Genomic DNA, 25,361 nt, shown 5'->3' with positions numbered 1-25,361 from the left:
CTCTGAAGGGGCGTCAGCGCGGCGCAGCGATGTCCAGGGCGCGGTTCGCCAGCAGCTCACTCAACTCGACCATCTGCTGGATCCCCAGGGCAAAACTCCGTCGCGCGCCCTCCAAATCAAAGGCCAGTTCGTTGGCCATGACATTGACCGAGGCGAGGGTTTCGCTGAGGTTAGCCAGCAGGCATTCCAAGTCCGCGTCTTGCGCGACAGTGAACAACTGGCCCGGTGGTGGAGTGGGTTTTTCAGGTTTTGGATCGAGGTAAAAGGCGAGGGCGCGGTCGGCGGCTTCGTCGAGTTTCTTGGAATCGTCTTCGGGGGGATTGGGGGTGATCTTGAACATGGCGTAACTCCTAGTATTCATTTTCAGGAGCCGACACCCTCGCTACCAAACGATTGGGTGGCGGCCGTACGCGGGTTGGTAGACCGGAGCACTAGGAACCCGGCGCGCCCGAAGACGCCCTGCGCACGGCCACCATGACACAGACGCGAGAGAGCATCTGTAGAAGGTGGCGCTTGCGCCTAGTTGACTCGCGGGCTACCAAACCCGATCGCTGAAATCAGCGACCCGGAAACAGTAAAAGCCACGAGCCAAGCGCACAAGCCGGCGGATTCTGGCGTAGTTGTAGGCAATGACGCAAGGCAGCGTAGCCTTGCTCGGGAGTCCTACACGGCCGGATAAAGAGCGTCAAAGCCGAACATTATTTATGAAGAGTGGGACTTACCTGTGGCGAGGGAGAAAGCTCCCTCGCCACAGGTGTTGCTTGGCTTTGAAGAGGAGTTAGCGCTGCGCGGCGATGTCCAGGGCGCGAGCAGGGGGGGACAAGCAGTGGGGAGGAAGCCAGCAGTACGAGCAGCGACGGAAAGAAACAGGACGTTGAAAAAGGTTCGCGACGCTGTTTCATCACGGGTGAACGGGACCGTGCGCAAGATAGGTCGAAGGGCGCAGACGGTGATCCAATGTGCGAATATTGCGGGCTTAAGACCACCAATAAACCTGGGCAATCGAACTCTGCACAAACGGACCACATAGACGCACCCTCTAAGGGGGAAGGACCAATGATTCGAATGCGGAAAATTCGTGCCGTACATGCAATACGTCGAAGGGCTCTAAGGATCTTCGTACGCAATGGCTGCCGTCTGGCTACAGATAAGGAGATGAGGAGTGGGAAGTTCAAAGTTTGAAGATCCACGATTGGGCGTCTACTGCTGTGGGCACATGTTCCGACGCGAGCGTTCAGCGCTTTTGGTGGTCAGGGAAGAAGGGGACTGGCAATTTTTGTGTGGGTGCGTTGATCACAATGATCCTCTAGAGCCATACCACGTGAGCATCGGAGTTTTGCTCGATGTCGATCCGACGCTGAATCAAATCGCCGATCTTCCACCAGAGTGGGAAGCTGAGCGCACTGAAGTAGGTGGTGATTGGCAGGCCACCGGTATAGCTACTGATAATCTCCGGCCTAACAAAACACCAGATGGCAATGGGGGATATTAACCCGCATCTGTATTTGGCTCACCAAATGGAGGTCACATTGTGGTGAATGAGGTTACGGGGGAAGTAACCCAGGTCAGTGACACGAATCCAGAGTGGATCACCGATGGTCGAATTAAGTGGAAATAAGAGATGAACTCTCCAAGGGATATGGTTTTTGAAAGTGCGACTGACTTCTTCTCGCTTGAAGGGAGTGTTTGGATGCGATTGTCGCCAACCGTTGCGGTTGAAGTTTGTATGACAGCAGCAGCGCACGGACGAGTTGTGGCTCGCATAGAAGGTGGGATTTGGCACTCGCCAGGTTTCGAAGCCCGCCTCGATTGCATCTGGGACGGTGCTGATCTGCCGATATCTGAATCCAATGCACATCTGAACAACTTAGTGGCGGGAGACTTTATCCGTGAAGAGATGGATTGTCACACAGCGTTCATTTTGACAGCGCCACCAATTACGGGTTGGCCGCATAAGACGCAAAAAGTAGAAGCTTAGTGGTGTGGAGTAATTGGGGTTGACGGGTAAGGGGAATCAATAAGTTAGAGTATTGAAGATGTCTGCATGAGTCGATAACTTGGTCTGTATTACAAAAAAGGAGATCCGAACTCATGCAGGTCATCCAGTTTTTATCCCGAGGATCCGATGGGTGGATACTCTTTTCCAACATTTGTATCCTATTCGTTGTGAACCCGATAACGAAGAACCTGATGGCTTATTCGGCAGGGTTGTTGTCGATCGCCAAGTAGCCTCCCTTTGCTGCTAGCTAACTCGCGGGCTACCAAACCCGATCGCTGAAATCAGCGACCTGGGAACAGTAAAAGTCAGAGTGGTAATTGCTGACAGCAGAAGCAATACTGTATCGCAGCTAAAAAGTCGTGCAAAATACTAATCGACGGGTTGCTAGAGGTAAGTGGGGTCAAATAAATTAATGGAGGTAAAAATGTTAAAGTCTCATGAGGTATGGAAAGCCATAGATTCACATACTCTTGCCATTTATTTTTGTTTTGAAGATTTAAATAGTGGTAATTATTGCGTTCAAAATGTTGAATTCTTCCGCCTGCCTTTAACGCAGGAATACCAGTTAAATGCGCTGAAAAACACAATAGAGCTTTTTATAGAGGAGAGTCCTTTATCTCGCTGCGAATGGCTGCCCTCTCTAGAAGAGGCGATAAAGCTACATGACAAAATCTTTGAGAACTGAATAAAACAATTAACACACCTCCTCCTTATAGGGGGACGCACTAAACCCCATGAACTACAACGCGGGTGGCGCGCTTAGGGATGCTCTGAAATAGCCGGATCCGAGAACGCGATCCTGCTGAAGGAGTACGCTACCCCTCTCTCGAACAGATGTCAGGTTGGTGGCTCACCACGAACGACGTCTGGTTGGATGAAAAAATAAACAACTGATACTGCCTGAATAAGGAACCCGCCCGGCCGGGCGAGTTCCTGACGTATCAGTAGGATTGGTATGGCCGACTTTAACTGCAAGCGATGTCGCTGTTGCGGATGAGGGTCAGCGATCAAAGGCGTTGTGGCGAGGGGATTTATCCCCGATGGGCTGCGAAGCAGCCTTCTCGGACCGGGCGGTAAGCCTACCGGTGATCGCTTGGACAAAGGAGGACACGGGAAGCAAAATGCTGCTCGTGCTCAGGAGCCACACGGTCATCGGCCAGATCTTACAACGCCCGATGGTAACCTCACCTACCGATCTATCATTGATATGACTAAGTTCACTTACGACGACATTGTAAAAGTGGTGGTGCAGGCACCGGAGGCACTCAGGCCAGGTAAGCGGGCATGGATCGTCGGCGTCTTTGATGACCGGCCGGGCAGCTACTTTGACAAATTTCCACCTGGTACCGTCTACTCGATTGAGTTTGAAGATGGATCCTCACTGGAGATTTATGAATCTGACTTAGAGCCCGCCAGTTAGAGGGTAAGCAGAGGAGGGAAAACCTGCGCTGCTGCGCGCCTTGGTCACTGGCAGCACGCAGCGCCTGGCGCCGACGCTTGAAGAAATGGGCTCCTCGGCTATGTTGCCTGGCTGGCAACAGCGTGTCGTTGACGGCAACCGCCACGGGTGTAACTTGGACGGAACCCTACAGGGGGTGAGCAGCGACTTTACCCACACTGTCTGGGCTGCAGTTGTGCCCAGGGGGCTAGTGCATGGTGCTATGAGTGCAATCAATGAAAATCAGCAGTATCGAAGCAGGCGCGGGTCTGACATTGAAAACCGAGGGACTTGCGGAGCGGTTTGACTACGAGGTCAGCGTCATGGTCGATGACCCTGGTCTGAAAGAAGGTGCCATCGACTTCATCGATCTCGTCGTTCGCTATGTTGAAGCGGGCTATAGGGTCGCTCCAGACGAAACTTTGGGATATGGATGTTGGGTCACGAAGATGCATCTGAACGACAAACGAGAGTTGTTGTTTTTTGAGCAGTCACCGGTGACTGGAGTTTATGTACCAGGCATCAGCACCACGCTGAGACTTTGGGCCGAACAGCATGCGGTGTGTGAGAGGGCCGGCGCGGACTACGCCGCACCGACCTTCGACCAGATGATTGTGATCTCAGATGGCATCTTGGAAGGCGATCCTGCTGAAGGAGTACGCTACCCCTCTCCCGAGCATATGTCAGGTTGGTGGCTCACCACGGACAGATTTGATGGGGATGTAAAAAATCTGAAGACGGTTCATACCCAGCATGTCTCGGTAAGTCGACCAGACTTGGTGAGGTTTTTAGCGCTACCGTTCGGCTACCGATTCCACGGTCCTACGAATGACGTCTGGCTGGATGAAAAAATAAACAACTGATACTGCCTAAATGAGGAGCCCGCCCAGCCGGGCGGGCTCCTGACTTTCAGTACTATTGGTATGGCCGACGTTAAACTGCAAGCGATGTCGCTATTGCGAGTGAGGGCCGGTGATCAAAGACGTTGCGGCGAGGGGATAAATCCCCTCGCCACAAATGTCACTTGGCTTGAAGGAAGGGGAGCGCTAGCGCGGCGCAGCGATGTCCAGGGCGCGGTTCGCCAATAGCTCACTCAACTCGACCATCTGCTGGATCCCCAGGGCAAAACTCCGTTGCGCGCCTTCCAAATCAAAGGCCAGTTCGTTGGCCATGGCATTGACCGAGGCGAGGGTTTCGCTGAGGTTGGCTAGCAGGCATTCCAGGTCCACGTCTCCCGCTACGGTGAACAACTGGCCCGGTGGCGGATTGGGTGTTTCAGGTTTGGGGTCGAGGTAAAAGGCGAGGGCGCGGTCGGCGGCTTCGTTGAGTTTTTTGGATTCGTCTTCGGGGGGATTGGGGGTGATCTTGAACATGGTGCAACTCCTGGCTATTTACGAGGCGTTGCCAGACATCACTTGCAGATGATGGGTGGCAGCTATGCGCGGGTCTGCAAGACCGGGAAACCAGGAACCCGGCAGACCCGAAGGTCTCCCGCACACAGCTGCCATTGAGCGACACGGGTGTGTCGATTGGCTTGTGGCTATGCGCCTGGTATTTCGTCGGGCTTGCAGACCCGATCACTGATGGGCAGTGACGGGAAACAAGTTATCGATGGGGTGCCAAGCGCACAAGCCGGCGGATTCTGGCGTAGTTGTAGGCAATGACGCAAGGCAGCGTAGCCTCGCTCGGGAGTCCTACATGGCCGGATAAACAGAGCCAAAGCCGAGCACCATTACTGATCATTCCCACGCTCGCGTGGGAATGCAGCCAGGGACGCTCCGCGTCCCCAAGAGCCGAACGCAGAGCGTCAGTAGAGGCATTCCCACGCGGGGTGGGAACGATCGAAAAAGACATTTTTAAATTAAATAGTGGGATTTTTAGTATGAGTATTCTGGAATGCCTTTGTGAAAGCGACGTGCTGCGCACAGTTTGCGATAGTGAATATTTGCAAATTTATTTTTCGAAGGGCGAAATTTTAAATATTTACAACTCCTATTCTCTTGCGGGCGCTAGTTTGGGTTCTCTTGTCGGGAACAAGCTCCGGAGCGTGACGGAAGATTCAGAAGTGATAGAGCTGAAATTTGATGATTTAGCTGCATTAACCATTGATATGAAACCGGAGGCCTTCAATGGGCCGGAGGCGATGCAATTATTAAGGAACGGGGAAGCCACAGTGATTTGGAGTTAGGTTGGCGAGCTGGCTAGCGGCAGGCTTGTGCTCATAAAGCACAAGCCTGAGGACTGTCAGATGTTTTGAGTGCGCTGGTTTTGGGGCCGCTTCGCAGCCCAGCGGGGATAAATCCCCTCGCCACATGATGTCACTAGGCTTGAGGTTGGGTTCTAGGCCCTACATCACCCGCCAACCCCCACCCAACGCCCTGTATAGCGCCACACTCGCCTGCACCCGCGCCAATCTCAGCTGCACGTTCATATCCTGGGCGGCGTACAGGGTGCGTTGGGTTTCCAGCACGGTGAGCAAATCTTCGGCACCGGCCTGGTAGCGGCGTTGGGCGATGTCGAAGGCGGTCTGGGCCTGGTGCAGTTCTTCGCTTTGCCACTGCCGTTGGCGGTCCAGGCCGTTGATGCCGTTCAGGGCTTTTTCGACGTCGGCGAAGCCGTTGATGATGGCGGCGCGGTACAGCTCGAGTAGTTCCTCCTGGCGCGCGGTGGCTCGGTCGCGTTCGGCGCTCAGGCGGCCGTTGTTGAAGATCGGCGCGGCCAGGCCGGCGCTGAGGTTGTAGACGTTGTTGCGCAGCAACTGGTCGGCGATGTCGGCGCCGGTGGCGAGGCTCAGGCCCAGGGTCACGCTGGGCAGCATGGCGGCGCGGGCGATGGTGATGTCGGCCTGGGCGGCGGCGAGGCGGGCTTCGGCGGCGGCGATGTCCGGGCGGCGGCTCAGCAATTGGCTGGGCACGCCAGCGTCGATGGCCGGCCAGTGCAGGCGGTCGAAACTTTCATCGTCGAGCCTGACCGACTGCACCGGTTGCCCCAGCAGCGTCGCCAGGGTGATCAAGGCTTCGCGGGCCTGTTGCTGCACTTGGGGCAGCCGGCGTTGCTGGGCTGCCACCAGGCTTTTTTGCTGGGACAGTTCCAGGGCTGTGGCGCTACCGGCGTCGTAGCGGGTCTGCACCAGGTCGAGCACGCGTTGGGCGTTGCCCAGGTTCTGTTCAGCGATGCGCTGTTGCTCGCGCAGGGACAAGGCCTGGGTGTAGCTGTTGGCGACGCCGCTGAGCAGGGTCAACTCCACCGTCGCGCGGTCGAACTGGCTGGCCGCCAACGTCTTCAACGCACTGTCCCGGGCCGCTCGTTTGCCGCCCCAGAAATCCAGCTCATAAGTGGCACTGAGGTTGGCGTCGTAGTAATCGATGGTGCGGTTGTTCCGATCCACATCCAGCTGGCTGTAGCCCTTGCCCCGTAGCAACTCCTGGCGATTGCCGTTGAGCCCGGCTGTGACCGCTGGCAGCAACGGCGCGCCGGCGATCACCGCGCTGGCCTCGGCCTGGCGCACCCGGGCCATGGCGGCGGCCAGGTCGTGGCTGTCCAGGCGCGCCTGTTCGATCAAACGGTTCAATTGCGGGCTGCCGAAGTGCGTCCACCATTGCTGGTTATCCGCTCGGGCGTCGGGCGTATCGAGGTTCTGCCAGGCCGGTGGCGGTTGGAGGCCGCTGTCCGGTGCCGACAAAGGGGTGGCGCAGGCCACCAGTAAAAGACTGGCGGCCAGGAGGGTCAGGTGGACTTTCATAGCGTGGGGTTCATTCACTGGTAAGGGCCGCGACCGGGTCGAGGCGGGCGGCCTTGCGGGCCGGCATGAAACCGAAGACAACGCCGGTGACCAGCGCGCAACCGAAGGCGCCGAACACCGCCAACCATTCGAAGGCCACGGCGATCTTGCCCAGCAGCAACGCGCCGCCCACCAGCAGGGCCAGGCCGATGCCGGTGACCCCACCGACCACCGAGAGCATCACCGCTTCGGTGAGGAATTGGCGCAGGATGTCGCGCTGGCGGGCGCCGGTGGCCATGCGGATGCCGATCTCGTGGGTCCGTTCACGCACCGTCATGAGCATGATGTTCATCACGCCGATGCCGCCCACCAGCAGTGAAATCGCCGCGATGGCGCCGAGCATCAGTGACAGCGTGCCCTGGGTGCGGGCCTCGGCCTGGATCATCGCGGCGTTGTTGGTCAGTTCGAAATCCTGCTTGCCGTCGTGCAGGCGCAACAGCGTCCGCGAGACGGCTTGCTCGGCCTGCTTGACCTTGCCTGCGTCTTTGGCGGCGATCACCACGTACTCGGGATGACGCGTGCCGAACAGCCGCACGCTGGCGGCAGAGTAGGGCACCGCGACACGGTTGTCGGCGTCCGAGTCCCCGGAGCTGGCGCCTTTCTCGGCCAGTACGCCGACCACTTGGAACGGCACGTTCTCGATCAGGATGTAGCGACCGATGGGGTCGGCGACATCCTTGAGCAGTTTCTGTCGGACCCTGTGGCCGATCACCGCCACCGCCGCCGCGCTGCGCTCGTCGGCCTCGCTGAAGTAGCTGCCCTGGGCCACTGGCCAATTGAAGATGGTCGGGAAATTGGTGTCGTTGCCACCGACGTAGCTGGTGTGGTCGAGGTTGCCGAAACGCACGCTGGCTTCGGCACCGTTGACCGGCATGATCCGTTGCACCTCGGGCAACGCGGCGAGGGCGGCCAGGTCGTATTCGCTGATAATGCCCTTGGTAGCGCGCGGCGTGGGCGCGATGCCGTTGAGGTAGATGATGTTCGAGCCAAAGGCGCCCATCTGGGCCATGACCTGGCGCTTGCTGCCTTCGCCCACGGCCAGCATGACCACCACCGAGGCCACGCCGATGACAATGCCGAGCAAGGTCAGGGCGGTGCGAAAACGGTTGATCCACATCACTCGCCACGCCGCCTGTACCGCGTCCACCAGCTCTCCCTTCCAGGCGCCGTTGTGTTCGCTGCCGGCGCTCAGGCGCTGGCGCAGGTCCACGGCTTGCAGTGCCTTTGGATTGGCTTGCACGTCGGTTGGCAAAGAAGTGGCGCTGTCGCTGATGATCAACCCGTCGCGGATCTCGATGATGCGCTTGGCCCGGGCCGCCACTTCGCGGTCGTGGGTGATCAGGATCACCACGTGGCCTTGGCTCGCCAGTTCGTCGAGCAAGGCCATGACCTCGATGCCGCTCTGGCTGTCGAGGGCGCCGGTGGGTTCGTCGGCGAGGATGATATGGCCGCCGTTCATCAAGGCGCGGGCAATCGACACCCGTTGTTGCTGGCCGCCGGAGAGTTGATGAGGACGGTTGCCGGTGCGGCTGGCCAGGCCCAGGCGCTCGAGCAGGGCGCTGGCCCGCGCGTGGCGCTCGGCGGCCGAGGTGCCGGCGTAGATGGCTGGCATCTCGACGTTTTCCTGGGCGGTGCCGGAAGGAATCAGGTGATAGCCCTGGAACACAAAACCGAACGCTTCGCGCCGCAACCAGGCCAGTTCATCGCTGCCCAGATTGGCGACGTCTTCGCCGGCAAAACGGTACTCGCCGCTGGTGGGGCGGTCGAGGCAGCCGAGGATGTTCATCAAAGTGGATTTGCCGGAGCCGGACGCGCCGACAATCGCCAGGAATTCCCCGGCGTGAATGGCCAAGTCGATGCCACGCAGCACCTCCACCCGAGGGCTGTCGCCACCGCCGTAGGCCTTGCGAATGTCCCGCAGTTCGATCAGGGGCGTGCTCATTCAGCCTCCGCTGCCGCTGGCCGGGCCGATCAGCACCCGGTCGCCTTCGCTCAGGCCGTCGACAATCTCGGTGCGCAGCCGATCACTGACGCCAGTGCGAACGCTGCGCGGCTGGACATCGCCATTGTCGGCCAGCACCCGCACCTGGCCGGCGTCCTGCAAGGCGGCGATGGGCACGGTCAACACGTTCTTGGCCTGGGCGGCGACGAAAAACACCTGGGCGGTCATGTCGGTCATCAGCGCGCGGTCGGCGTTGTCGACGTCGAGCAACACGGTGTAGAGCACCACCCGTTCGCTGCCACTGCGCCCACCGCTGGGGCTGCCACCCTGGCTGGCTTCCAGCGGACGTGGCGGCACCGGGAGGATCTGGCGAACGGTGCTGCTCCAGCGCCGGCTCCCGCCTGCCAGGGTGGTGAAATAGGCGGTCATGCCCGGCTTGACGTGGCCGATGTCGGCTTCCGAGACTTCGGCCCAGACCGTCATCGGCGACAGGCGCGCGATGCGCAGGATCAACGGGGTTTGCTGCTGGGCGTTGAGGGTCTGGCCTTCCCGGGCGCCGACGGCGACCACGGTGCCGCTCATCGGCGCATAGATGCGCGTGTAGCCCAACTCGGCCTCGTCACTGCGCAGGCTGGCCTGGGCCTGGCGGATCTGGGCCTGGAACATGTCGATACGCGCCTGGGTCGCCCGCACTTCGGCCTGGGCAGTCTGCACGTCTTCCTCGCGGGTGGCACCGCCGGCCTTGAGTTGCTGCTGGCGGCTGGATTTCTGCTGCGCCAGGTCGTGCTGGGCGCGCTGTTCCTGGAGCTGGGCCTTGAGGTTTTCAATCGAGAAGCGCCCGGCGTCCAACCTGGCCTTTTGTGTGGACGGGTCGATTTCGACCAGCAATTGACCTTCGCGCACCTCGTCGCCGGCTTCCACATGAATCTTCTGGATCTGCCCGGACGCCTGGGCGCCGACGTCGACATAACGCCGCGGTTGCAGGGTGCCCAGGGCGGTGACGCTGTTTTCGATATCGCCACGGGTGACGGGCGCGGTGACCAGGGGCGCACGACTTGGCGCCACCGCTTGCCACGCGGCGAAGGCCACGGCCGGAAGCAGGGCGAAGGTGAGAAGCCAGGCGCGTCGGGTAGGGCGGGGACGTTTCATGCAGGGTTCCGGCCGGTGATATCGGGCCCGTCCGAGGAAGGGCAGGGATGGGAGGCTGTTCTGGTAAACGAGCGCTCGGGGCGGGAATTTACTGGTGTGAAACACTTGGTAGCAGGTTGGAAAAAATCAATTGCAGCGCCACAGCCCCCTGTGGCGAGGGAGCTTGCTCCCGCTGGGGCGCGAAGCGGCCCTAAAACCTGAATCCCGGTTATGTCAGATTCAATGGTGTTACCTGCCTTGGGCCTGCTGCGCAGTCCAGCGGGAGCAAGCTCCCTCGCCACAAAAGCGGCCCGGGCACCCCATTTATCTGAACGAATCAGCCCTGATACAAACCAAAGCTTTAAATCTATATGAGAATTACTATAAATTACGCGATTGAATCTGCCACTATCGTGCCATTGCCTGTCCCAGGCATGCCGAGTGGGCACACGGATAGCGGTCGCAGTCATTGCGCACGGGAGTCATGTTGGAAAACTACTATCGCGAGCTGGTGTGTTTCCTGAACGCCAGGCTAGGCAACCGCCAGGCGGCCGAGGATGTGGTGCATGACGCCTATGTGCGGGTGCTGGAGCGTGCCAGCGACGTCCCCATCGAGCAACCGCGGGCGTTTCTCTACCGCACGGCGCTGAACCTGGTGATCGACGGGCATCGGCGCAATACCCTGCGCCAGGTCGAATCCCTGGAGGTGCTGGACAGCGAAGAACGCTTCTTTACGCCGTCGCCCCACACCAGCCTCGACCATGGCCAGCGCCTGGACATGCTCCAGCGCGCCCTGGCCGAGCTGCCGCCACTGTGCCGCGAGAGTTTCCTGCTGCGCAAGCTCGAAGGCCTGTCCCATCCGCAAATCGCCGAGCGCCTGGGCATTTCCCGGGCACTGGTGGAAAAACACATCGTCAACGCCATGAAGCACTGCCGCGTTCGCGTACGACAGTGGGACGCGCCCTGATCTGCTCGACGCCGGTCGCACGGTGGTAAATTTTTTTTCATTGTCCTCGTTCATCTCAACAGACGACTTGCCGGCCTCACAAACGCTGGTCAGGTTCCCCAGGCTTTTCGCGCCCTGTTGAGGGGCTTCTCCAGAGGACACTGGACATGACTCAGGCAATTGCATCGCCCGTCGTTCACGATTTGATCGGCATTGGCTTCGGCCCCTCGAACCTGGCGCTGGCCATCGCGCTGCAGGAGCGCGGGCCGGTCCAGGGCGAGCTGGATGTGCTGTTTCTCGACAAGCAGGCCGACTATCGCTGGCACGGCAACACCCTGGTGACCCAGAGCGAGTTGCAGATTTCCTTCCTCAAGGACCTGGTGACCCTGCGCAACCCCACCAGCCCGTATTCGTTCGTCAATTACCTCAAGCACCATGGCCGCCTGGTGGATTTCATCAACCTCGGCACCTTCTACCCGTGCCGCATGGAGTACAACGACTACCTGCGCTGGGTGGCCGCACAGTTCGCCGAACAGAGTCGCTACGGTGAAGAAGTGCTGCGCATCGAGCCGGTGTTGCACAACCAGCAGGTCGAAGCGCTGCGGGTGATTTCCCGCGGTGCCCAGGGCGAAGAGTTCGTCCGCACCACCCGTGCGCTGGTGGTCAGCGCCGGCGGTACGGCGCGCATCCCCGAGGCGTTCATGGCCTTCAAGGATGACGCGCGGGTGTTCCACCATTCCCAGTATCTGGAGCGCATGGCGGGCCAGCCCTGTGTGAAGGGCCAGCCGATGAAGATCGCGATCATCGGCGGCGGGCAGAGCGCGGCAGAGGCCTTCATCGACCTCAATGACAGCTTCCCTTCGGTGCAGGTCGACATGATCCTGCGCGGCTCGGCCCTCAAGCCAGCGGACGACAGCCCGTTCGTCAACGAAGTGTTCTCGCCGGAGTTCACCGACCTGGTGTTCCAGCAACCCCACAGCGAGCGCGAGCGCCTGGTCAACGAATACCACAACACCAACTATTCGGTGGTGGACATCGACCTGATCGAACGCATCTACGGGATTTTCTATCGCCAGAAAGTCTCTGGCGTCGCCCGTCATGCGTTCCGCACCCTCACGACGGTGGAGAAAGCCACGGCCAGCGACACCGGCGTGGAGTTGGCAGTGCGCAACAACGCCACGGGAGAGCTGACCGTGCGCCGTTATGACGCCGTGGTGCTGGCCACCGGTTATGAGCGGCAGATGCACCGCACTTTGCTGGAACCCCTGGCGCAATACCTGGGGGATTTCGAGGTGGATCGCAACTACAAGCTGATCACCGACGAGCGCTGCAAGGCGGCGATCTACATGCAGGGCTTCTGCCAGGCCAGCCATGGCCTGAGCGACACCCTGCTGTCGATCCTGCCGGTGCGTGCCGATGAAATCGCCGGCTCGCTGTATGAACACGGGAACCATCGCGGGCAGGCGCGTCCGGTGCGCGATCAGTTGCTCGCCGCCGTATAGGCCCTGTGGGAGCGAGTCACTCGCAGGAAATCTATCAGCCAACGCAACCCCTGTGGGAGCGAGCTTGCTCGCGATGGCGTCAGTTCAGCCAATATTGAAATGACTGACACTACGCCTTCGCGAGCAAGCTCGCTCCCACAGGTCATAGGGCCGGTCTCTGGTCACTCGCAGGAAATTCTTCAGAAATTTCCTACACTCACTTCACAGCCTCCTGCTGTTTGAAAGGCTTGGTTCGCTGTTCCCTCGTATTGGCAGTCTGAACCCCTCAGCCGGTCCACCCTGACTGAACGTGCAGTCGACGGTGCGCCGGGCCGACTACGCCAAACGAAACACCCTGACCAGATGATGCTGCTTCTACGCACAGGCCTGGTGGCGCTGTTGCTGGGCTCATTGAGTGTGACGCCAGCGCTGGGCGCGGCGCCTGAGACGTTGCAGGTGCTCGGACGCTCCAATGTGGATGATTATTCGGTGTCCCTCGACGCCGCCGACTGGGCCTGGCTGCGCCAGAAGGGCACGTTGCTGCTGGGGGCCTCGGCGCCGGACTATGCGCCGTTCAGCATCACCGGCAATGGTCGCGACTATGAAGGCCTGACCGCCGACTACGCGCAATTGCTCGGGCAACTCTTGCACGTCCGGGTGCAGGTCCAGCGCTATCCGTCCCGTGCCGAATCGCTCCAGGCCCTGCGCGGCGACGAGATCGATATGCTCGGCACCGCCAACGGCTTCGAAGCCGCCGATCCGGATCTGGCGATGTCCCAGGCCTATGCCGATGACCTGCCCACCCTCGTGGCCCGCATCGACGACAGCCAGGATTTGCCCACCGACCTGGCGGGCAAGCGCGTGGCAATGCTGTATCACTACTTGCCACCGGAAACGGTCGAGGCGTTTTATCCCGAGGCTTCCTTGCAGTTGTTCCCCTCGACCTTGAGCGCCATCGGCGCCGTGGCGTTTGGTCAGGCCGACGTTTATCTGGGGGATTCGATCAGTTCCAACTACCTGATCAGCAAGAATTACCTGAACAATATTCAACTGGCCGATTTCTCGCGCATGGAAGTGCAGCCGTTCGCCTTTGCGGTCAGCCGCGATAACGCGCGCCTGTTGCGCATCGTCAATGCCGCGCTGCAAGCCATTCCCGCCAGCGAACACATGAGCATCCTGAGGCGCTGGAGTGCCGGCGGTGCGAGCATGCCGGGTCAGCAGGCGCTGCATTTCAGCGTCAAGGAGCAGCGCTGGCTGGATGCTCATCCGCGGATCAAGGTAGCGGTCAACGAAAACTTCCTGCCGCTGACGTTCTTTGATGAACGAGGGCAGTTGCGCGGCATCGGCGCCGATGTGCTGGCGAGGATCGGCTTGCGCACCGGTTTGAAATTCGATGTGCAGCGTGGCGGTTCGGTTGATGATTTGATCGGGCAGATCAAGAGCGGCAAGGCCGATGTCTTGGCGACCGCCATACCCAGCACCGAACTCGAAGACGAGTTGCGCTTTACCCGACCGTACCTGACGAATCCGTTCGTGCTGGTGGTGCCCGCTCGAGCCAAGGGCCCGCTAACCCTGGACCAGATGGCCGGCAAACGCCTGGCACTGGTGCGTGGCAACGTGTTGCGCGAGTTCCTGCTGGAGCAGTTCCCCCGCGTGCAGTTGGTGACGGCACACAACACCGCCGACGCCATGGCCATGGTCGCCGCCGGCACGGCGGACGCTGCGATCAATCCGTTGATCAGCGCCCGCTACATGATCTCCCGCCAGTACCGCGACACGTTGCAGGTCACCAGTACCGTCGGCACCTTGCCCGCGCGCGTTGCGTTGGCGACGAACCGGGGCGCATTGGAGCTTTATTCGATTCTCGACAAGGCGCTGTTGAGCATTTCTCCCGAAGAGATGGACGAGCTGACCAACCGCTGGCGCAGTGAGGTGGTGATCGACGACAGTTATTGGCTGCGCAACCGCACCATGATTTTGCAAGGGTTCACCGTCGCGGCGCTGCTGTTGCTGGTGACCTTGGGGTGGGTCATTTATCTGCGGCGCCTGCTGGAGCAAGTGCGCGTCGCCAAGAAAAGCGCCGACGACGCCAATCGGGCCAAGACCACCTTCGTGGCGACCATGAGCCATGAGATCCGTACGCCGATGAATGCGGTGATCGGCCTGCTGGAACTGGCCCTGAAAAAAGCTGACGAGGGCGTCGTGGACCGCTTCGCCATCGAGGTCGCATCGGGGGCCGCCCATGGCATGCTGGACTTGATCGGCGACATCCTCGACATCGCCCGCATCGAGTCGGGCAAGTTGTCGCTGGCGCCGCAGCGGGCCAATCTGCACGCGTTGACCGAGTCGGTGGTGCGGATTTTCGAGGGGCTGGCCTGGCAGAAACACCTGCGCTTGCAGTGGGGGCTGGACGTCGGGGTCAACCGTGACGTGTTGATCGACCCGTTGCGCTTCAAGCAGATCGTCTCGAACCTGTTGAGCAACGCCATCAAATTCACCGAACAGGGCGAGGTGCGCCTGAGTGTGCGCGGTGAACTGGACGTTGAACACGGGCGCCTGGGCGTTTGCCTGCGCGTCGAGGACACCGGCAGCGGTATTTCGCCTGAGGACCAGCGCCGCCTGTTCAGCCCCTTTACCCAGGCCAACCACACGACCCAATCGGCCCGCAGCGGTTCCGGGCTGGGGCTGGTCATCAGCCGCACCTTGTGCGAAATGATGGGCGGCACCCTGACGTTGCGCAGCGTGGCGGGGGCGGGCACGCAGGTCGAGATCCTGCTGGACCTGCCCGTGCTCGACGCTTTGCCGACCGCGCCGCCTGTCGAGGCCGAGGCGCTGCTGCCGGGCCGGGCGCTGAGTATCCTGGTGGTCGACGACTACCCGGCCAACCGCTTGCTGCTGTCCCAGCAACTGGGCTACCTGGGCCATCGGGTCCGGGAGGCGCAGAACGGTGTCGAGGGGCTGCACGCCTGGCGCAGCGAACACTTCGATGTGGTCATCACCGACTGCAACATGCCCTTGATGAGCGGCTACGAACTGACGCGGGCCATTCGCGACGAAGAGCGTGCGCAAAACCTGTCGCCTGGCGTGATCCTGGGGTTCACGGCCAACGCCCAGCCCGAGGAAAAGGACCGCTGCGCCGAGGCCGGGATGGACGATTGCCTGTTCAAGCCCATCGGCCTTCGGGAGCTCAATGCGTGCCTGGCTTCGGTCACGCCGCACGCGCTGGCGCCTCAGCCCAGCGATGGCTTTGATTTGACCAGCCTGGAACAACTGACCGGCGGTGACACGACCGCCATCAGGGCGCTGCTGGAGGAACTGGTCAGCAGCAATGCCGACGATCTAGCGCAACTGTTGCACCTGTCCAGCCGACACGACTTGCCGGGCATGGCGGACCTGGCGCACCGGATCAAGGGTGGCGCACGGATCATCCAGGCACAACGCCTGATCGCCGCCTGCGAGGCGCTGGAAAGCGCTTGTCGGGGCGGTGACACCATGCTGCTCGCCCAAGCCGTGGACGATATTCGCCAAGCCATTAAGCACCTGGCGGAGCAACTGAAGACCTAACAAGGGCTTCGTCTGGCTTCATTTTAGGAATAGTCCTACATCGTCTTTCAAACGCTTCCTCTAGCCTGACGGCCCTTAATGTTCTTGAGCCGGTTTCTACCTGGCGCGTTGCTATTGGAAAGCTTGCCATGCCGAACAAAGCACTCCGTATCCTGATTGCCGACCCACACCACGCTCATCGAATCGTGCTGGAGCGCCTGTTCAATCAACAGGGTTACTTCCGGATTGCCCCCGTGAGCCATGTGCAAGAGTTGCTGACGCTGGTGGAGTACGGCAGCGAACCGTTCGACCTGATTTTCGTCAATGCCGGGCTGGCAAGCGGGGCGTTGGACTTGCACGATTTTGTTATCTATAACCCACAGGTTCGTCACGGAATGATTTACAACGCGTCACCGGCCAGTCGGCCGCCGGTGCCCGTCGCGCGTCGATCGAGCCTGCACCTGAGCCAGGCGCCACTGCCTGACCTTGCCTCCCTGCAGCGCCTGATGGAGCGGGTCGACCCTCAAGCCAATGAGTCGCTGCAACCGTGGGCCCGCCCCCTCAGGCAGGGCCATGGACGCTGAGAAAGACCGTTGGTCTGCACTGTCGGATCTGACAGGTGGCAGGGCCTGGCACTTGTGCAAGAGTCCGGTGCAGTCATGGCGCCGGTGCCGTTTGTAATGACCTGGGGAATTGCCTTGAAAGACGTGTTGATCGTGGATGACCACCCTGTCATACGGGGGGCGCTGCGGCTTATTTGCCAGAATGAGACGTTCACCCATATCCGGGACGCCAGCGGCGCGGCCGATGCCAGGGCCCTCATCAAGGAATGTGCGCCAGACCTGGTGATCCTGGATCTGGTGATGAACGGTTTCGATGGCCTGGACCTGCTGGTCTGGATCATGGCCCAGTTCCCTGAGTGCAGCGTGCTGGTGTTCACGGCCCAGGATGCGCAGCATTTCTGCAACCGCTGCATCTCGGCCGGGGCCCGGGGCTTTGTGACCAAGAAAAGCGACCTCAAGGAACTGACCAAGGCGATCCAGGCCTTGAAGTCCGGTTATGCCTATTTTCCGCAGATGTCCGTCAGGCTGGATTTTCAGCAGCGCAGCGAACAACAGGCGCTGGAAAGCCTCTCCACCCGTGAGTTGTCCATCCTGCGCATGCTGGCCATGGGCATGCGCGGCAAGGACATTGCCGAAAGCCTGTTCCTGAGCCCAAAAACCGTCAGCACCTACAAGACTCGGCTGTTGGAAAAACTTGGCCTGCAATCCTTGGTAGGGCTGTCGGAATTTGCCAAGCGCAATCATATTTGAATGAGTTACACCAAATAATGTGGGAGCGAGCCTGCTCGCGATAGCGGCCTGGCAGTCAATCCATCATCGGCAGATGTACCGCTATCGCGAGCAGGCTCGCTCCCACAGTTTTTTGATCGCTGTTCTCCAGATAGAACGCTAAAGCCGATTTTTGCAGTCTAGTGCTGCAAAGGTGTCGGTTCTAAGCTGTGTCCATTAAATCGCAGTACCTGATTTCTGGAGACGCAGCATGAAAAACATCATCGGCCTCTACACCAGTCCACGGCCCCATTGGGTCGGCGATGGCTTCCAGGTTCGCACGCTGTTTTCCTATGACAACCTGGGCAAGCACATCAGCCCGTTCCTGCTGCTGGACCACGCCGCCCCGACTGAATTCACGCCCACCACCGAACGTCGTGGTGTCGGCCAGCACCCGCATCGCGGTTTCGAAACCGTGACCATCGTCTACCAGGGCGAACTGGAGCACCGTGACTCCACCGGCAGCGGCGGCAAGATTGGCCCTGGCGACGTGCAATGGATGACCGCCGCTTCCGGCATCATCCACGAAGAGTTCCACTCCGAAGCCTTCGCCCGGCAGGGCGGGTTCATGGAGATGGTCCAGTTGTGGGTCAACCTGCCCGCCAAGGACAAGATGGCCCCGGCCGGCTACCAGACGATCCTCAAGGGCGACATTCCGAACATCGCCCTGAAGGACAACGCCGGCAGCCTGCGCCTGATTGCCGGGCGCTTCGAAGGGCAGCAAGGCCCCGCCAGGACCTTCACGCCCATCGACGTCTGGGACATTCGCTTGAATGCCGGGAAAAACCTCATCCTTGACCTGCACGAAGGACACAACACCGCGTTGGTGGTCTTGCGAGGCTCGGTCCAGGCCAATGGCCGCGAACGGGTCGAGGCCGGGCAAATGGCCCTGTTCGACCGGGCTGGCGACCAATTGAGCCTGCAAGCCAATAACGATGCCGTGGTGCTGCTGCTCAGTGGCGAGCCGATCGACGAACCCATCGTCGGTCATGGTCCGTTCGTGATGAACAGCGAGCAGGAAATCCACCAGGCCTTCAACGATTTCCACTCGGGGCGTTTTGGCCGGATGGACGATTGAGGCGAAACAGCAGCCACTCTGAACCCATTGTGGGAGCGAGCTTGCTCGCGATAGCGGTAGGACACTCAATGATGGGTTGACTGTCAGACCGCCATCGCGAGCAAGCTCGCTCCCACAAATGGGGATCTGCATGGGGAACTGTGGGGAACTCTACAGCGCGTTCATTCTGTGCCAATCTTCGCCAATCGCCTTCCTGGAGCTGTCCCGATGCTGTCTCTGATCTCCGAGCACCCGCTGCTCTGTGCGCTGGCGCTGCTGGTGCTCGACCTGTTGATGTGGCATTTGGTCAGTTCGGCTCGGATCTATTGGAAAGTCGGCGCAAGGCTGGTGATTTTTTCGTTGTTCAGCGTGCTGCTGTTCAACGAGGGCCTCAACCCCATGGTCCCGGCACAGTGGGTTGACGATGTGCCGCGGCACCTGGCGGCTACCGGTTTGCAGATCGCCTGGTGGCTGTTTGCCGCGCGAACCCTGACGGTGCTGATCGTGGCGGCGATGATGCAACGCGTCGGCCACACCGGGCGGTTGTTGCAGGATTTGCTCGGCGCGGTGATTTTCCTGATCGCCGTCATCGCGGCATTGGCCTATGTGCTGGATCTGCCGGTCAAGGGCGTGCTGGCCACGTCCGGCGCCATGGCGATCATCGTCGGCCTGGCCTTGCAGAGCACCCTCAGCGACGTGTTCTCCGGGATCGTGCTCAACACCACCAAGCCCTATCAGCTCGATGACTGGATTTCCATCGACGGCACCGAAGGCCGGGTCACCGACATCGACTGGCGAGCCACGCGCTTGCAGACCGCTCAGGGCAGCATGGCGGTGATTCCCAACTCGTTGGCGGCCAAGGCCAAGGTCATCAACTTCAGTCGACCCAGCGATGTCCATGGCTTGTCCATCAGCATCCAGGTCAGCCCTCACGCGCGGCCACAAACCGTGATCGACGCGTTGGAGCGGGCGATGATTGGCTGTCGTTCCCTGCTCGCCAGCCCGACACCCAGCGTCGCCCTCAAAAGCAGCGGCAGTGGCGGCGCGGAGTACGAGATCAGCGGGTTCGTTGCCTCCATGGCGCAGAAACGCACTGTGCGCAACCAGCTGTTCGACCTGGCGTTCCGGCATTTGCAGGCGTCGGGCGTGAGCCTGTTGTCCACCAGTGAAAGCGCGGCTCCCCAGGCGCTGTCGCGGCCCCGGGCCTTGCTGGAAAGCTCGAACATTTTCTCTACCCTGCGCCAGGACGAGAAAGAGACCTTCAGCCAGAACATGACCCTGCAGACCTTCCGTGCGGGTGATGTGATCCTGGCGGCCGGGGAGGTCAGTGATCATCTGTTCATCATCGAGTCCGGGGTGGTCAGCGTGACCCTCATGCGCAACGGCCAGCCACTCGAGGGCGGGCGCATGGGGCCGGGGGAGGTGATCGGCGAAGCCGGGATCGTCGCCGAGCAAGCGGCGCTGGCGAATTTTACCGCCAAGACTTTCTGCACCCTGTACCGCATCGAGAACAGCTACCTCAAGCCATGCCTCGAGGCCCGTCGCGACATCAACGACGCGATGAAAAACCTGCTGGACGTACGCATGCACCTGGCCCAGAACCTGACCCGCGAAGCCCCCAAGCCCATCGCCAAGAAACGCTTCCTGCAATGGTTGCGCAGCCGGGCCTGAAGCACTCTCGAAGTCCCGAGGCCTCCCTGTGGCGAGGGAGCTTGCTCCCGCTGGGTGGCGCAGCCGCCCCAAATGGGCCTGACACCATTTCCCTGGCGGACCGCGTCGGCTGGGTTACGACTGCTTCGCAGCCGAGCGGGAGCAAGCTCCCTCGCCACAAGAGCCTCCAGGCCTCCTTACAGGTAAACCCCGACGCGTACCCCATTGGCCACCCGAACTTCCCAACAATTGGCTATTTGTACCGCGCCACTGCACGGCTACCGTAGCGCTACACCCAATTGTCCTGGAGTTCACCATGCAACCGCGTATCGATTTCTACACCGCTTCCCCTGACGCTTTCAAAGCCATGCTGGCCCTGGAAACCGCCGTCTCGAAGCTGGGCCTGGAGAAGTCCCTTCTGGAGTTGGTCAAGCTGCGCTCCTCGCAAATCAATGGCTGCGCTTTCTGCATCGACATGCATACCGCCGATGCCCGCAAGGACGGCGAGACCGAACGTCGGCTGTACGCCGTGACCGCTTGGCGCGAAGCACCGTTTTTCACCGGCCGTGAGCGCGCGGCACTGGCCTGGACCGAAGCCCTGACCCGCCTGAGCGACACCCACGCGCCAGACGCTGACTATGCCTTGCTGAGCGAGCATTTCAGCCCCAAGGAAATGGTCGACCTGACCGTGGCGATCAACGCCATCAATGGCTGGAACCGCTTGGCAGTGGGCTTTCGCAAGATGCCTGAAGCGTAATCAGCAGAAAAAAATACCTGTGGGGTGAGCCTGTGGGAGCAAGCTTTGCTGCCACACGGATTTAATCGGTTTGCTTCGCCTTAATAATAACAATTACTATTCACGCCCCGTTCCCACAGCGCGCCGTGATGACCCCCAAGCTGCCCCGCAGACCCGGCTTTTTCGAGCATTACGAAGAGTTGATCGGCACCTGGACCCGTCGCCTGCGCAATCGCCAGCAGGCCGAGGACCTGGCCCACGACACCTTCGTGCGGGTGCTTGAGTCCGATTCGAGCGAGGTCGAGCAGCCACGGGCCTATCTGCATCAGACGGCGCGCAACATTGCAGTGGATGGCTATCGGCGCGAAGATCGACGGGGAGCCATGGAAGAGGCTGTCATCGACCCTGGTCAGTCGTTTTCGGGCGACCCGGAGCACTTCATGCACGCGATCCAACTGGCGGACGCCATCGAGCAAGCGCTTGCCGAGCTGCCGGCCAACTGCCGCACGGTGTTCGTCTGGCAGAAGATCGAAGGCCTGACCCAGGCGGAAATCGCCGAGCGCCTGGGCCTGTCAAAAAACATGGTGGAAAAGTATATGATCCGCACCCTGCGGCATCTGCGCGATCGTCTGGACGGGCCTGGCCAATGATCCGTCGCCATCTTCCACCTGAGCCACAGGACCTTCCATGATGGATAGCCGTGAATGCCCGTGCGGGCAGGACAAGGTTCGCGACGCGGCGGCGCAATGGTTCGTGCGCTTGCAAGCGCCCGCCATGAGTATCGAGGAGCGCCAGGGTTTCGAAGCCTGGCTGGACGAACATCCCAATCACCGCGACGAAATCCAATTGCTCCAGGGTATCTGGAGTGCCACCGACCTGTTGCCCAAGGAACGCCTGCAAGCCCTGTGCGAACCACCTGCCGAACGTCCCAGGCACCGACCGCTGTTGCGCTACGCGGTGGCCGCCGGGCTGTTCGCGGTGGCGCTGGGGTTGGGGCTGTTCAGTGGCTTGAGTTCTTCCACTGACTACAGCGGCGAATACGCCACCGCCTTCGGTGAGCGTCGGCATATCGCCTTGCCGGACGGCTCGGTGATCGACCTCAACAGCCGCAGCCGCGTGCGTATTGAGTTCGCACACCATCAACGCCGGGTGGAGCTGGCCGAAGGCGAGGCCTTGTTCACGGTCGAGCATGATGCTGGCCGGCCGTTCACCGTCGATGCGGGTAACGGCCAGGTGACGGTGACCGGGACGCGCTTCGACGTGCGCCGCGATGCCGACAAGACCCGGGTGGCGGTGGCGCAGGGCAGCGTCAAGGTTCAGGGCCGCGCTGCGCCCCAGGCGCAGTTCGTCAGCCTGACGGCCGGCCTCGGCACCCAGATCGATGCCCAGGGCAAAGTCGCCACGCCTTACGCGGTCAACACCGAGGCGCTCACCGCCTGGCGCAGCGGCAAGCTGGTGTTCGACAACGCGCCGCTCAAGGAGGTGGCTGAAGAAGTCTCCCGTTATCGCGCCCAGCCTCTGCGGGTCGGCAGCGCGGCGGTGGGCAACTTGCGCCTGACCAGCGTGTTCCGCGCCGACGATCCCGAGGCCCTGCTCAAGGCGCTGCCGAACATCCTGCCGGTGGCCGTGCGCAACCTGGAGGACGGCAGCCAGGAAATAATTGCGAAATAAATTCAGGTTTTTTCCGAGTTCATCGTCTTCTTGTCCAACTGCAACTGGTTTGCATTAACAGACGCGTATTCTTGCGATCAACAGGACAAGGTTCGACGTGAAAACCCTCGCCAAAAACAACAACCGTACCCCTGCACGCTGGCTGCCACTGGCCCTGACCCTGGCTGTCAGCGCCGCACTGCCCCAGGCGTTCGCCGACCAGGCCGCCACCGCCATTCACATTCAGGCGCAGCCGTTGGGCCAAGCCCTGAGCCAGCTCGGCCAGCAGACCGCGTTGCAGGTGTTCTTCAGCCCCGAGCTGGTGGCGGGCAAGCAAGCGCCGGCGGTGGACGGCAACCTGTCCCCGGAAGCGGCCTTGCGCCAACTGCTGCAGGGCAGTGGCCTGCAATACCAGATCGATGACGGTTCGGCGACCGTGTTGCCGGCGCCATCGGCCTCCAACGCCGGCCCGCTGGAGCTGGGCGCCACTGAAATCCAGGTGGTTGGCGACTGGCTCGGCGACGCCAACGCCGAGGTGGTGCAGAACCACCCCGGTGCGCGTACGGTGATCCGCCGCGAAGCCATGGTGGAGCAAGGCGCGATGAACGTCGGTGATGTGCTGCGGCGCGTGCCGGGTGTGCAAGTGCAGGAGGCCAACGGCACCGGCGGCAGCGACATTTCCCTGAACGTCGGCGTGCGCGGCCTCACCTCGCGCTTGTCGCCACGCTCAACGGTGTTGATCGATGGCGTGCCGGCAGCGTTCGCGCCCTACGGCCAGCCGCAACTGTCCATGGCACCGATTTCCTCGGGCAACCTGGACAGCATCGACGTGGTGCGCGGTGCCGGGTCCGTACGCTATGGGCCGCAGAACGTCGGCGGGGTGATCAACTTCGTGACCCGCGCGATCCCGGAAAAAGCCACCGGTGAGATCGGCACTACCCTGGAAACCTCCCAGCGCGGCGGTTGGAAGCACATCGACACGGCTTTCCTTGGCGGCACCGCCGACAACGGCCTGGGCGTGGCGCTGCTGTATTCGGGCGTCAACGGCAACGGGTATCGCCGGAGCAACCAGGGCAACGACATCGACGACGTGATTCTCAAGACCCATTGGGCGCCGACCGATGTCGATGACTTCTCGCTGAATTTCCACTACTACGACGCCAAGGCCGACATGCCCGGCGGCCTGACCCAAGCCCAATACGATGCGGACCCGTACCAGTCCGACCGTGACTGGGACAACTTCAGCGGCCGGCGCAAGGACGTGTCGTTCAAGTGGATCCGTGAGATCAACGAGCGCACCCAGGCCGAGGTGCTGACCTATTACTCCGACAGTTACCGGGGCAGCACCATCGCTTCCCGGGACCAGCGCAACCTGGTGTCCTACCCGCGCACCTATTACACCTTTGGCATCGAGCCTCGGGTGTCTCACGTGTTCGACCTGGGCGCCACCACCCAGGAGGCCAGCGTCGGTTATCGCTACCTCAAGGAAGGCATGCACGAAGAGGCCAGCCGCCTGGCGTTGCGTAATAACGAGCCGGGTGTGCGTCCGGGTGCCGACGGTCACGTCTACCAGGACCGTACCGGCGGCACTGAAGCCCACGCGGTGTATATCGATGACAAGATCGATGTCGGCAAGTGGACCATCACCCCGGGTATCCGCTTCGAAAGCATCAGCACCGAATGGCACGACCGCCCGGTGCTCGACACCGCCGGCCGCCCGGTGCAGGAAAAACGCCGCAGCATCGACAGCAACGAACCGCTGCCGGCCCTGAGCGTGATGTATCACCTGTCCGACGCCTGGAAGCTGTTCGCCAACTACGAGACCTCGTTTGGCAGCCTGCAGTATTTCCAGCTCGGCCAGGGCGGCGACGGCAACAACACCGCCAATGGCCTGAGCCCGGAAAAGGCCAAGACCTACGAGATCGGCACGCGCTACAACGATGACGTCTGGGGCGGGGAAGTGACGCTGTTCTACATCGACTTCGACGACGAGTTGCAGTACATCAGCAATGACGTGGGCTGGACCAACATGGGCGCGACCAAGCACCAGGGCCTGGAGGCTTCGGTGCATTACGACATGGCCGCCCTCGACCCACGCCTCGAAGGCCTCACCGCCAACGCCGGTTTTACCTACACCCGCGCGACTTACGAGGGCGAGATCCCGAGCTTCAAGGGCCGTGACCTGCCGTTCTATTCCCGCCAGGTGGCCAACGTGGGCCTGCGCTACAACGTCAACCGCTGGACCTACAACCTCGACGCCTTTGCCCAGTCCAAGCAGCGCTCACCGGGCAACAGCGTGAACGCCGATGGCAGCTTCAGCGGCGACTACATCACCGATGGCACCGCCGATGGGCAGTACGGCGACATGCCGGGCTACGTGCTCTGGAACGTACGCGCCGGCTACGATTTCGGCGCGCAGCTGTCGAACCTGAAAGTCGGTGCCGGGGTGAAAAACCTGTTCGATCACCAGTACTACACCCGTTCCAGCGACAACAACTCAGGCATTTATGTCGGCGCACCGCGCACGTTCTTTGTGCAGGCGAGTGTGGGGTTCTGATCGGGTCAAGGGTTGAGTGAGCTTTACGCTGTGGGAGCGAAGCTTGCTCGCGATGCAGACGCCTCGGTCTCAAAAAAAGGACCGCGTCATCTTCATCGCGGGCAAGCCTTGCTCCCACAAGG

The 25,361-nt window shown here is 61.0% G+C and carries 22 protein-coding genes and 1 pseudogene; 18 read left to right on the top strand and 5 right to left on the bottom strand.

Features of this window, described 5'->3' with window-relative positions:
* Window positions 1-13: 13 nt before the first annotated feature.
* Window positions 14-340, bottom strand: a complete 327-nt coding sequence (locus tag HU749_RS20545) for a DUF6124 family protein (protein WP_186652052.1) — start codon at window positions 338-340, stop codon at window positions 14-16.
* 981 nt (window positions 341-1,321) lie between these two features.
* Between HU749_RS20545 and HU749_RS20540 the strand changes: the two genes are divergently transcribed.
* From HU749_RS20540 to HU749_RS20515, 6 genes and pseudogenes are all read left to right on the top strand, one after another.
* Complete coding sequence (locus tag HU749_RS20540; RefSeq protein WP_172898932.1) at window positions 1,322-1,492, top strand: hypothetical protein; 171 nt, start codon at window positions 1,322-1,324, stop codon at window positions 1,490-1,492.
* 12 nt (window positions 1,493-1,504) lie between these two features.
* Window positions 1,505-1,618: pseudogene (locus tag HU749_RS29490) on the top strand (colicin E5-related ribonuclease); the annotation flags it as partial.
* A gap of 3 nt (window positions 1,619-1,621) precedes the next feature.
* Window positions 1,622-1,978, top strand: coding sequence for a colicin immunity protein (locus HU749_RS20530; RefSeq protein WP_079305013.1), 357 nt, complete (start codon window positions 1,622-1,624; stop codon window positions 1,976-1,978).
* Between the two features lie 445 nt (window positions 1,979-2,423).
* Entirely contained in the window at window positions 2,424-2,684 is a 261-nt protein-coding gene (locus tag HU749_RS20525) for a hypothetical protein (protein ID WP_079305015.1), read from the top strand.
* 522 nt (window positions 2,685-3,206) lie between these two features.
* Window positions 3,207-3,419 (top strand): DUF8139 family protein, encoded by a 213-nt coding sequence (locus tag HU749_RS20520; RefSeq protein ID WP_079305017.1) that lies wholly within the window; start codon window positions 3,207-3,209, stop codon window positions 3,417-3,419.
* A 254-nt stretch (window positions 3,420-3,673) separates the two neighbouring features.
* Window positions 3,674-4,300 (top strand): immunity protein Imm33 domain-containing protein, encoded by a 627-nt coding sequence (locus tag HU749_RS20515; RefSeq protein WP_079305021.1) that lies wholly within the window; start codon window positions 3,674-3,676, stop codon window positions 4,298-4,300.
* A gap of 183 nt (window positions 4,301-4,483) precedes the next feature.
* Here HU749_RS20515 and HU749_RS20510 read toward each other — a convergent pair whose 3' ends face one another.
* Window positions 4,484-4,810 carry a DUF6124 family protein gene (locus HU749_RS20510; RefSeq protein ID WP_079305023.1) on the bottom strand — a complete coding sequence of 109 codons (327 nt, stop codon included), beginning with the start codon at window positions 4,808-4,810 and terminating at the stop codon, window positions 4,484-4,486.
* Window positions 4,811-5,319: 509 nt separating this feature from the next.
* On the opposite strand from HU749_RS20510, the gene HU749_RS20505 reads away from it, so the two are divergent.
* The gene (locus HU749_RS20505; RefSeq protein WP_079305025.1) at window positions 5,320-5,625 is read left to right on the top strand and encodes a hypothetical protein; all 306 of its coding nucleotides are present in this window, start codon (window positions 5,320-5,322) and stop codon (window positions 5,623-5,625) included.
* Between the two features lie 159 nt (window positions 5,626-5,784).
* Here the strand turns inward: HU749_RS20505 and HU749_RS20500 are convergent, their stop codons facing one another.
* Genes HU749_RS20500 through HU749_RS20490 form a run of 3 tightly spaced genes read right to left on the bottom strand, consistent with a single transcriptional unit; the run spans window position 5,785 to window position 10,309 of the window.
* A complete protein-coding gene (locus HU749_RS20500; RefSeq protein ID WP_079305027.1) occupies window positions 5,785-7,179 on the bottom strand; it encodes an efflux transporter outer membrane subunit in 1,395 nt (464 codons plus the stop codon).
* 10 nt (window positions 7,180-7,189) lie between these two features.
* On the bottom strand, window positions 7,190-9,160 hold the full coding sequence (locus HU749_RS20495; protein ID WP_186652050.1) for a MacB family efflux pump subunit: 1,971 nt from the start codon (window positions 9,158-9,160) through the stop codon (window positions 7,190-7,192).
* Entirely contained in the window at window positions 9,161-10,309 is a 1,149-nt protein-coding gene (locus tag HU749_RS20490) for an efflux RND transporter periplasmic adaptor subunit (protein WP_079305031.1), read from the bottom strand.
* A gap of 463 nt (window positions 10,310-10,772) precedes the next feature.
* Here HU749_RS20490 and HU749_RS20485 point away from each other — a divergent pair, with 463 nt between their 5' ends.
* The 11 genes from HU749_RS20485 to HU749_RS20435 all read left to right on the top strand — a co-directional run bounded on the left by HU749_RS20485 (window position 10,773) and on the right by HU749_RS20435 (window position 25,239).
* Window positions 10,773-11,255 (top strand): sigma-70 family RNA polymerase sigma factor, encoded by a 483-nt coding sequence (locus tag HU749_RS20485; RefSeq protein ID WP_024619938.1) that lies wholly within the window; start codon window positions 10,773-10,775, stop codon window positions 11,253-11,255.
* Window positions 11,256-11,401: 146 nt separating this feature from the next.
* Window positions 11,402-12,736 carry a lysine N(6)-hydroxylase/L-ornithine N(5)-oxygenase family protein gene (locus HU749_RS20480; protein WP_186652048.1) on the top strand — a complete coding sequence of 445 codons (1,335 nt, stop codon included), beginning with the start codon at window positions 11,402-11,404 and terminating at the stop codon, window positions 12,734-12,736.
* 342 nt (window positions 12,737-13,078) lie between these two features.
* On the top strand, window positions 13,079-16,279 hold the full coding sequence (locus HU749_RS20475) for a transporter substrate-binding domain-containing protein (protein WP_186652046.1): 3,201 nt from the start codon (window positions 13,079-13,081) through the stop codon (window positions 16,277-16,279).
* Between the two features lie 128 nt (window positions 16,280-16,407).
* A complete protein-coding gene (locus HU749_RS20470) occupies window positions 16,408-16,842 on the top strand; it encodes a response regulator (protein ID WP_186652044.1) in 435 nt (144 codons plus the stop codon).
* 114 nt (window positions 16,843-16,956) lie between these two features.
* Window positions 16,957-17,571: a response regulator gene (locus HU749_RS20465; RefSeq protein ID WP_095962047.1), complete on the top strand. Its 615-nt coding sequence runs from the start codon at window positions 16,957-16,959 to the stop codon at window positions 17,569-17,571.
* Window positions 17,572-17,800: 229 nt separating this feature from the next.
* Entirely contained in the window at window positions 17,801-18,667 is an 867-nt protein-coding gene (locus HU749_RS20460) for a pirin family protein (protein ID WP_186652042.1), read from the top strand.
* Between the two features lie 207 nt (window positions 18,668-18,874).
* A complete protein-coding gene (locus HU749_RS20455; protein WP_186652040.1) occupies window positions 18,875-20,317 on the top strand; it encodes a mechanosensitive ion channel family protein in 1,443 nt (480 codons plus the stop codon).
* Window positions 20,318-20,612: 295 nt separating this feature from the next.
* Complete coding sequence (locus tag HU749_RS20450; RefSeq protein ID WP_003203930.1) at window positions 20,613-21,053, top strand: carboxymuconolactone decarboxylase family protein; 441 nt, start codon at window positions 20,613-20,615, stop codon at window positions 21,051-21,053.
* Between the two features lie 128 nt (window positions 21,054-21,181).
* Window positions 21,182-21,682 carry a sigma-70 family RNA polymerase sigma factor gene (locus tag HU749_RS20445; RefSeq protein WP_186652038.1) on the top strand — a complete coding sequence of 167 codons (501 nt, stop codon included), beginning with the start codon at window positions 21,182-21,184 and terminating at the stop codon, window positions 21,680-21,682.
* Window positions 21,683-21,719: 37 nt separating this feature from the next.
* Window positions 21,720-22,703: a FecR family protein gene (locus HU749_RS20440; protein ID WP_095962030.1), complete on the top strand. Its 984-nt coding sequence runs from the start codon at window positions 21,720-21,722 to the stop codon at window positions 22,701-22,703.
* A 97-nt stretch (window positions 22,704-22,800) separates the two neighbouring features.
* Window positions 22,801-25,239, top strand: coding sequence for a TonB-dependent siderophore receptor (locus HU749_RS20435; protein ID WP_186652036.1), 2,439 nt, complete (start codon window positions 22,801-22,803; stop codon window positions 25,237-25,239).
* The last annotated feature ends 122 nt before the right edge of the window (window positions 25,240-25,361 follow it).

It is taken from the genome of Pseudomonas ogarae (assembly GCF_014268695.2).
Taxonomy (GTDB): domain Bacteria; phylum Pseudomonadota; class Gammaproteobacteria; order Pseudomonadales; family Pseudomonadaceae; genus Aquipseudomonas; species Aquipseudomonas kilonensis.
This window is presented reverse-complemented; position numbering and strand designations above follow the sequence as displayed.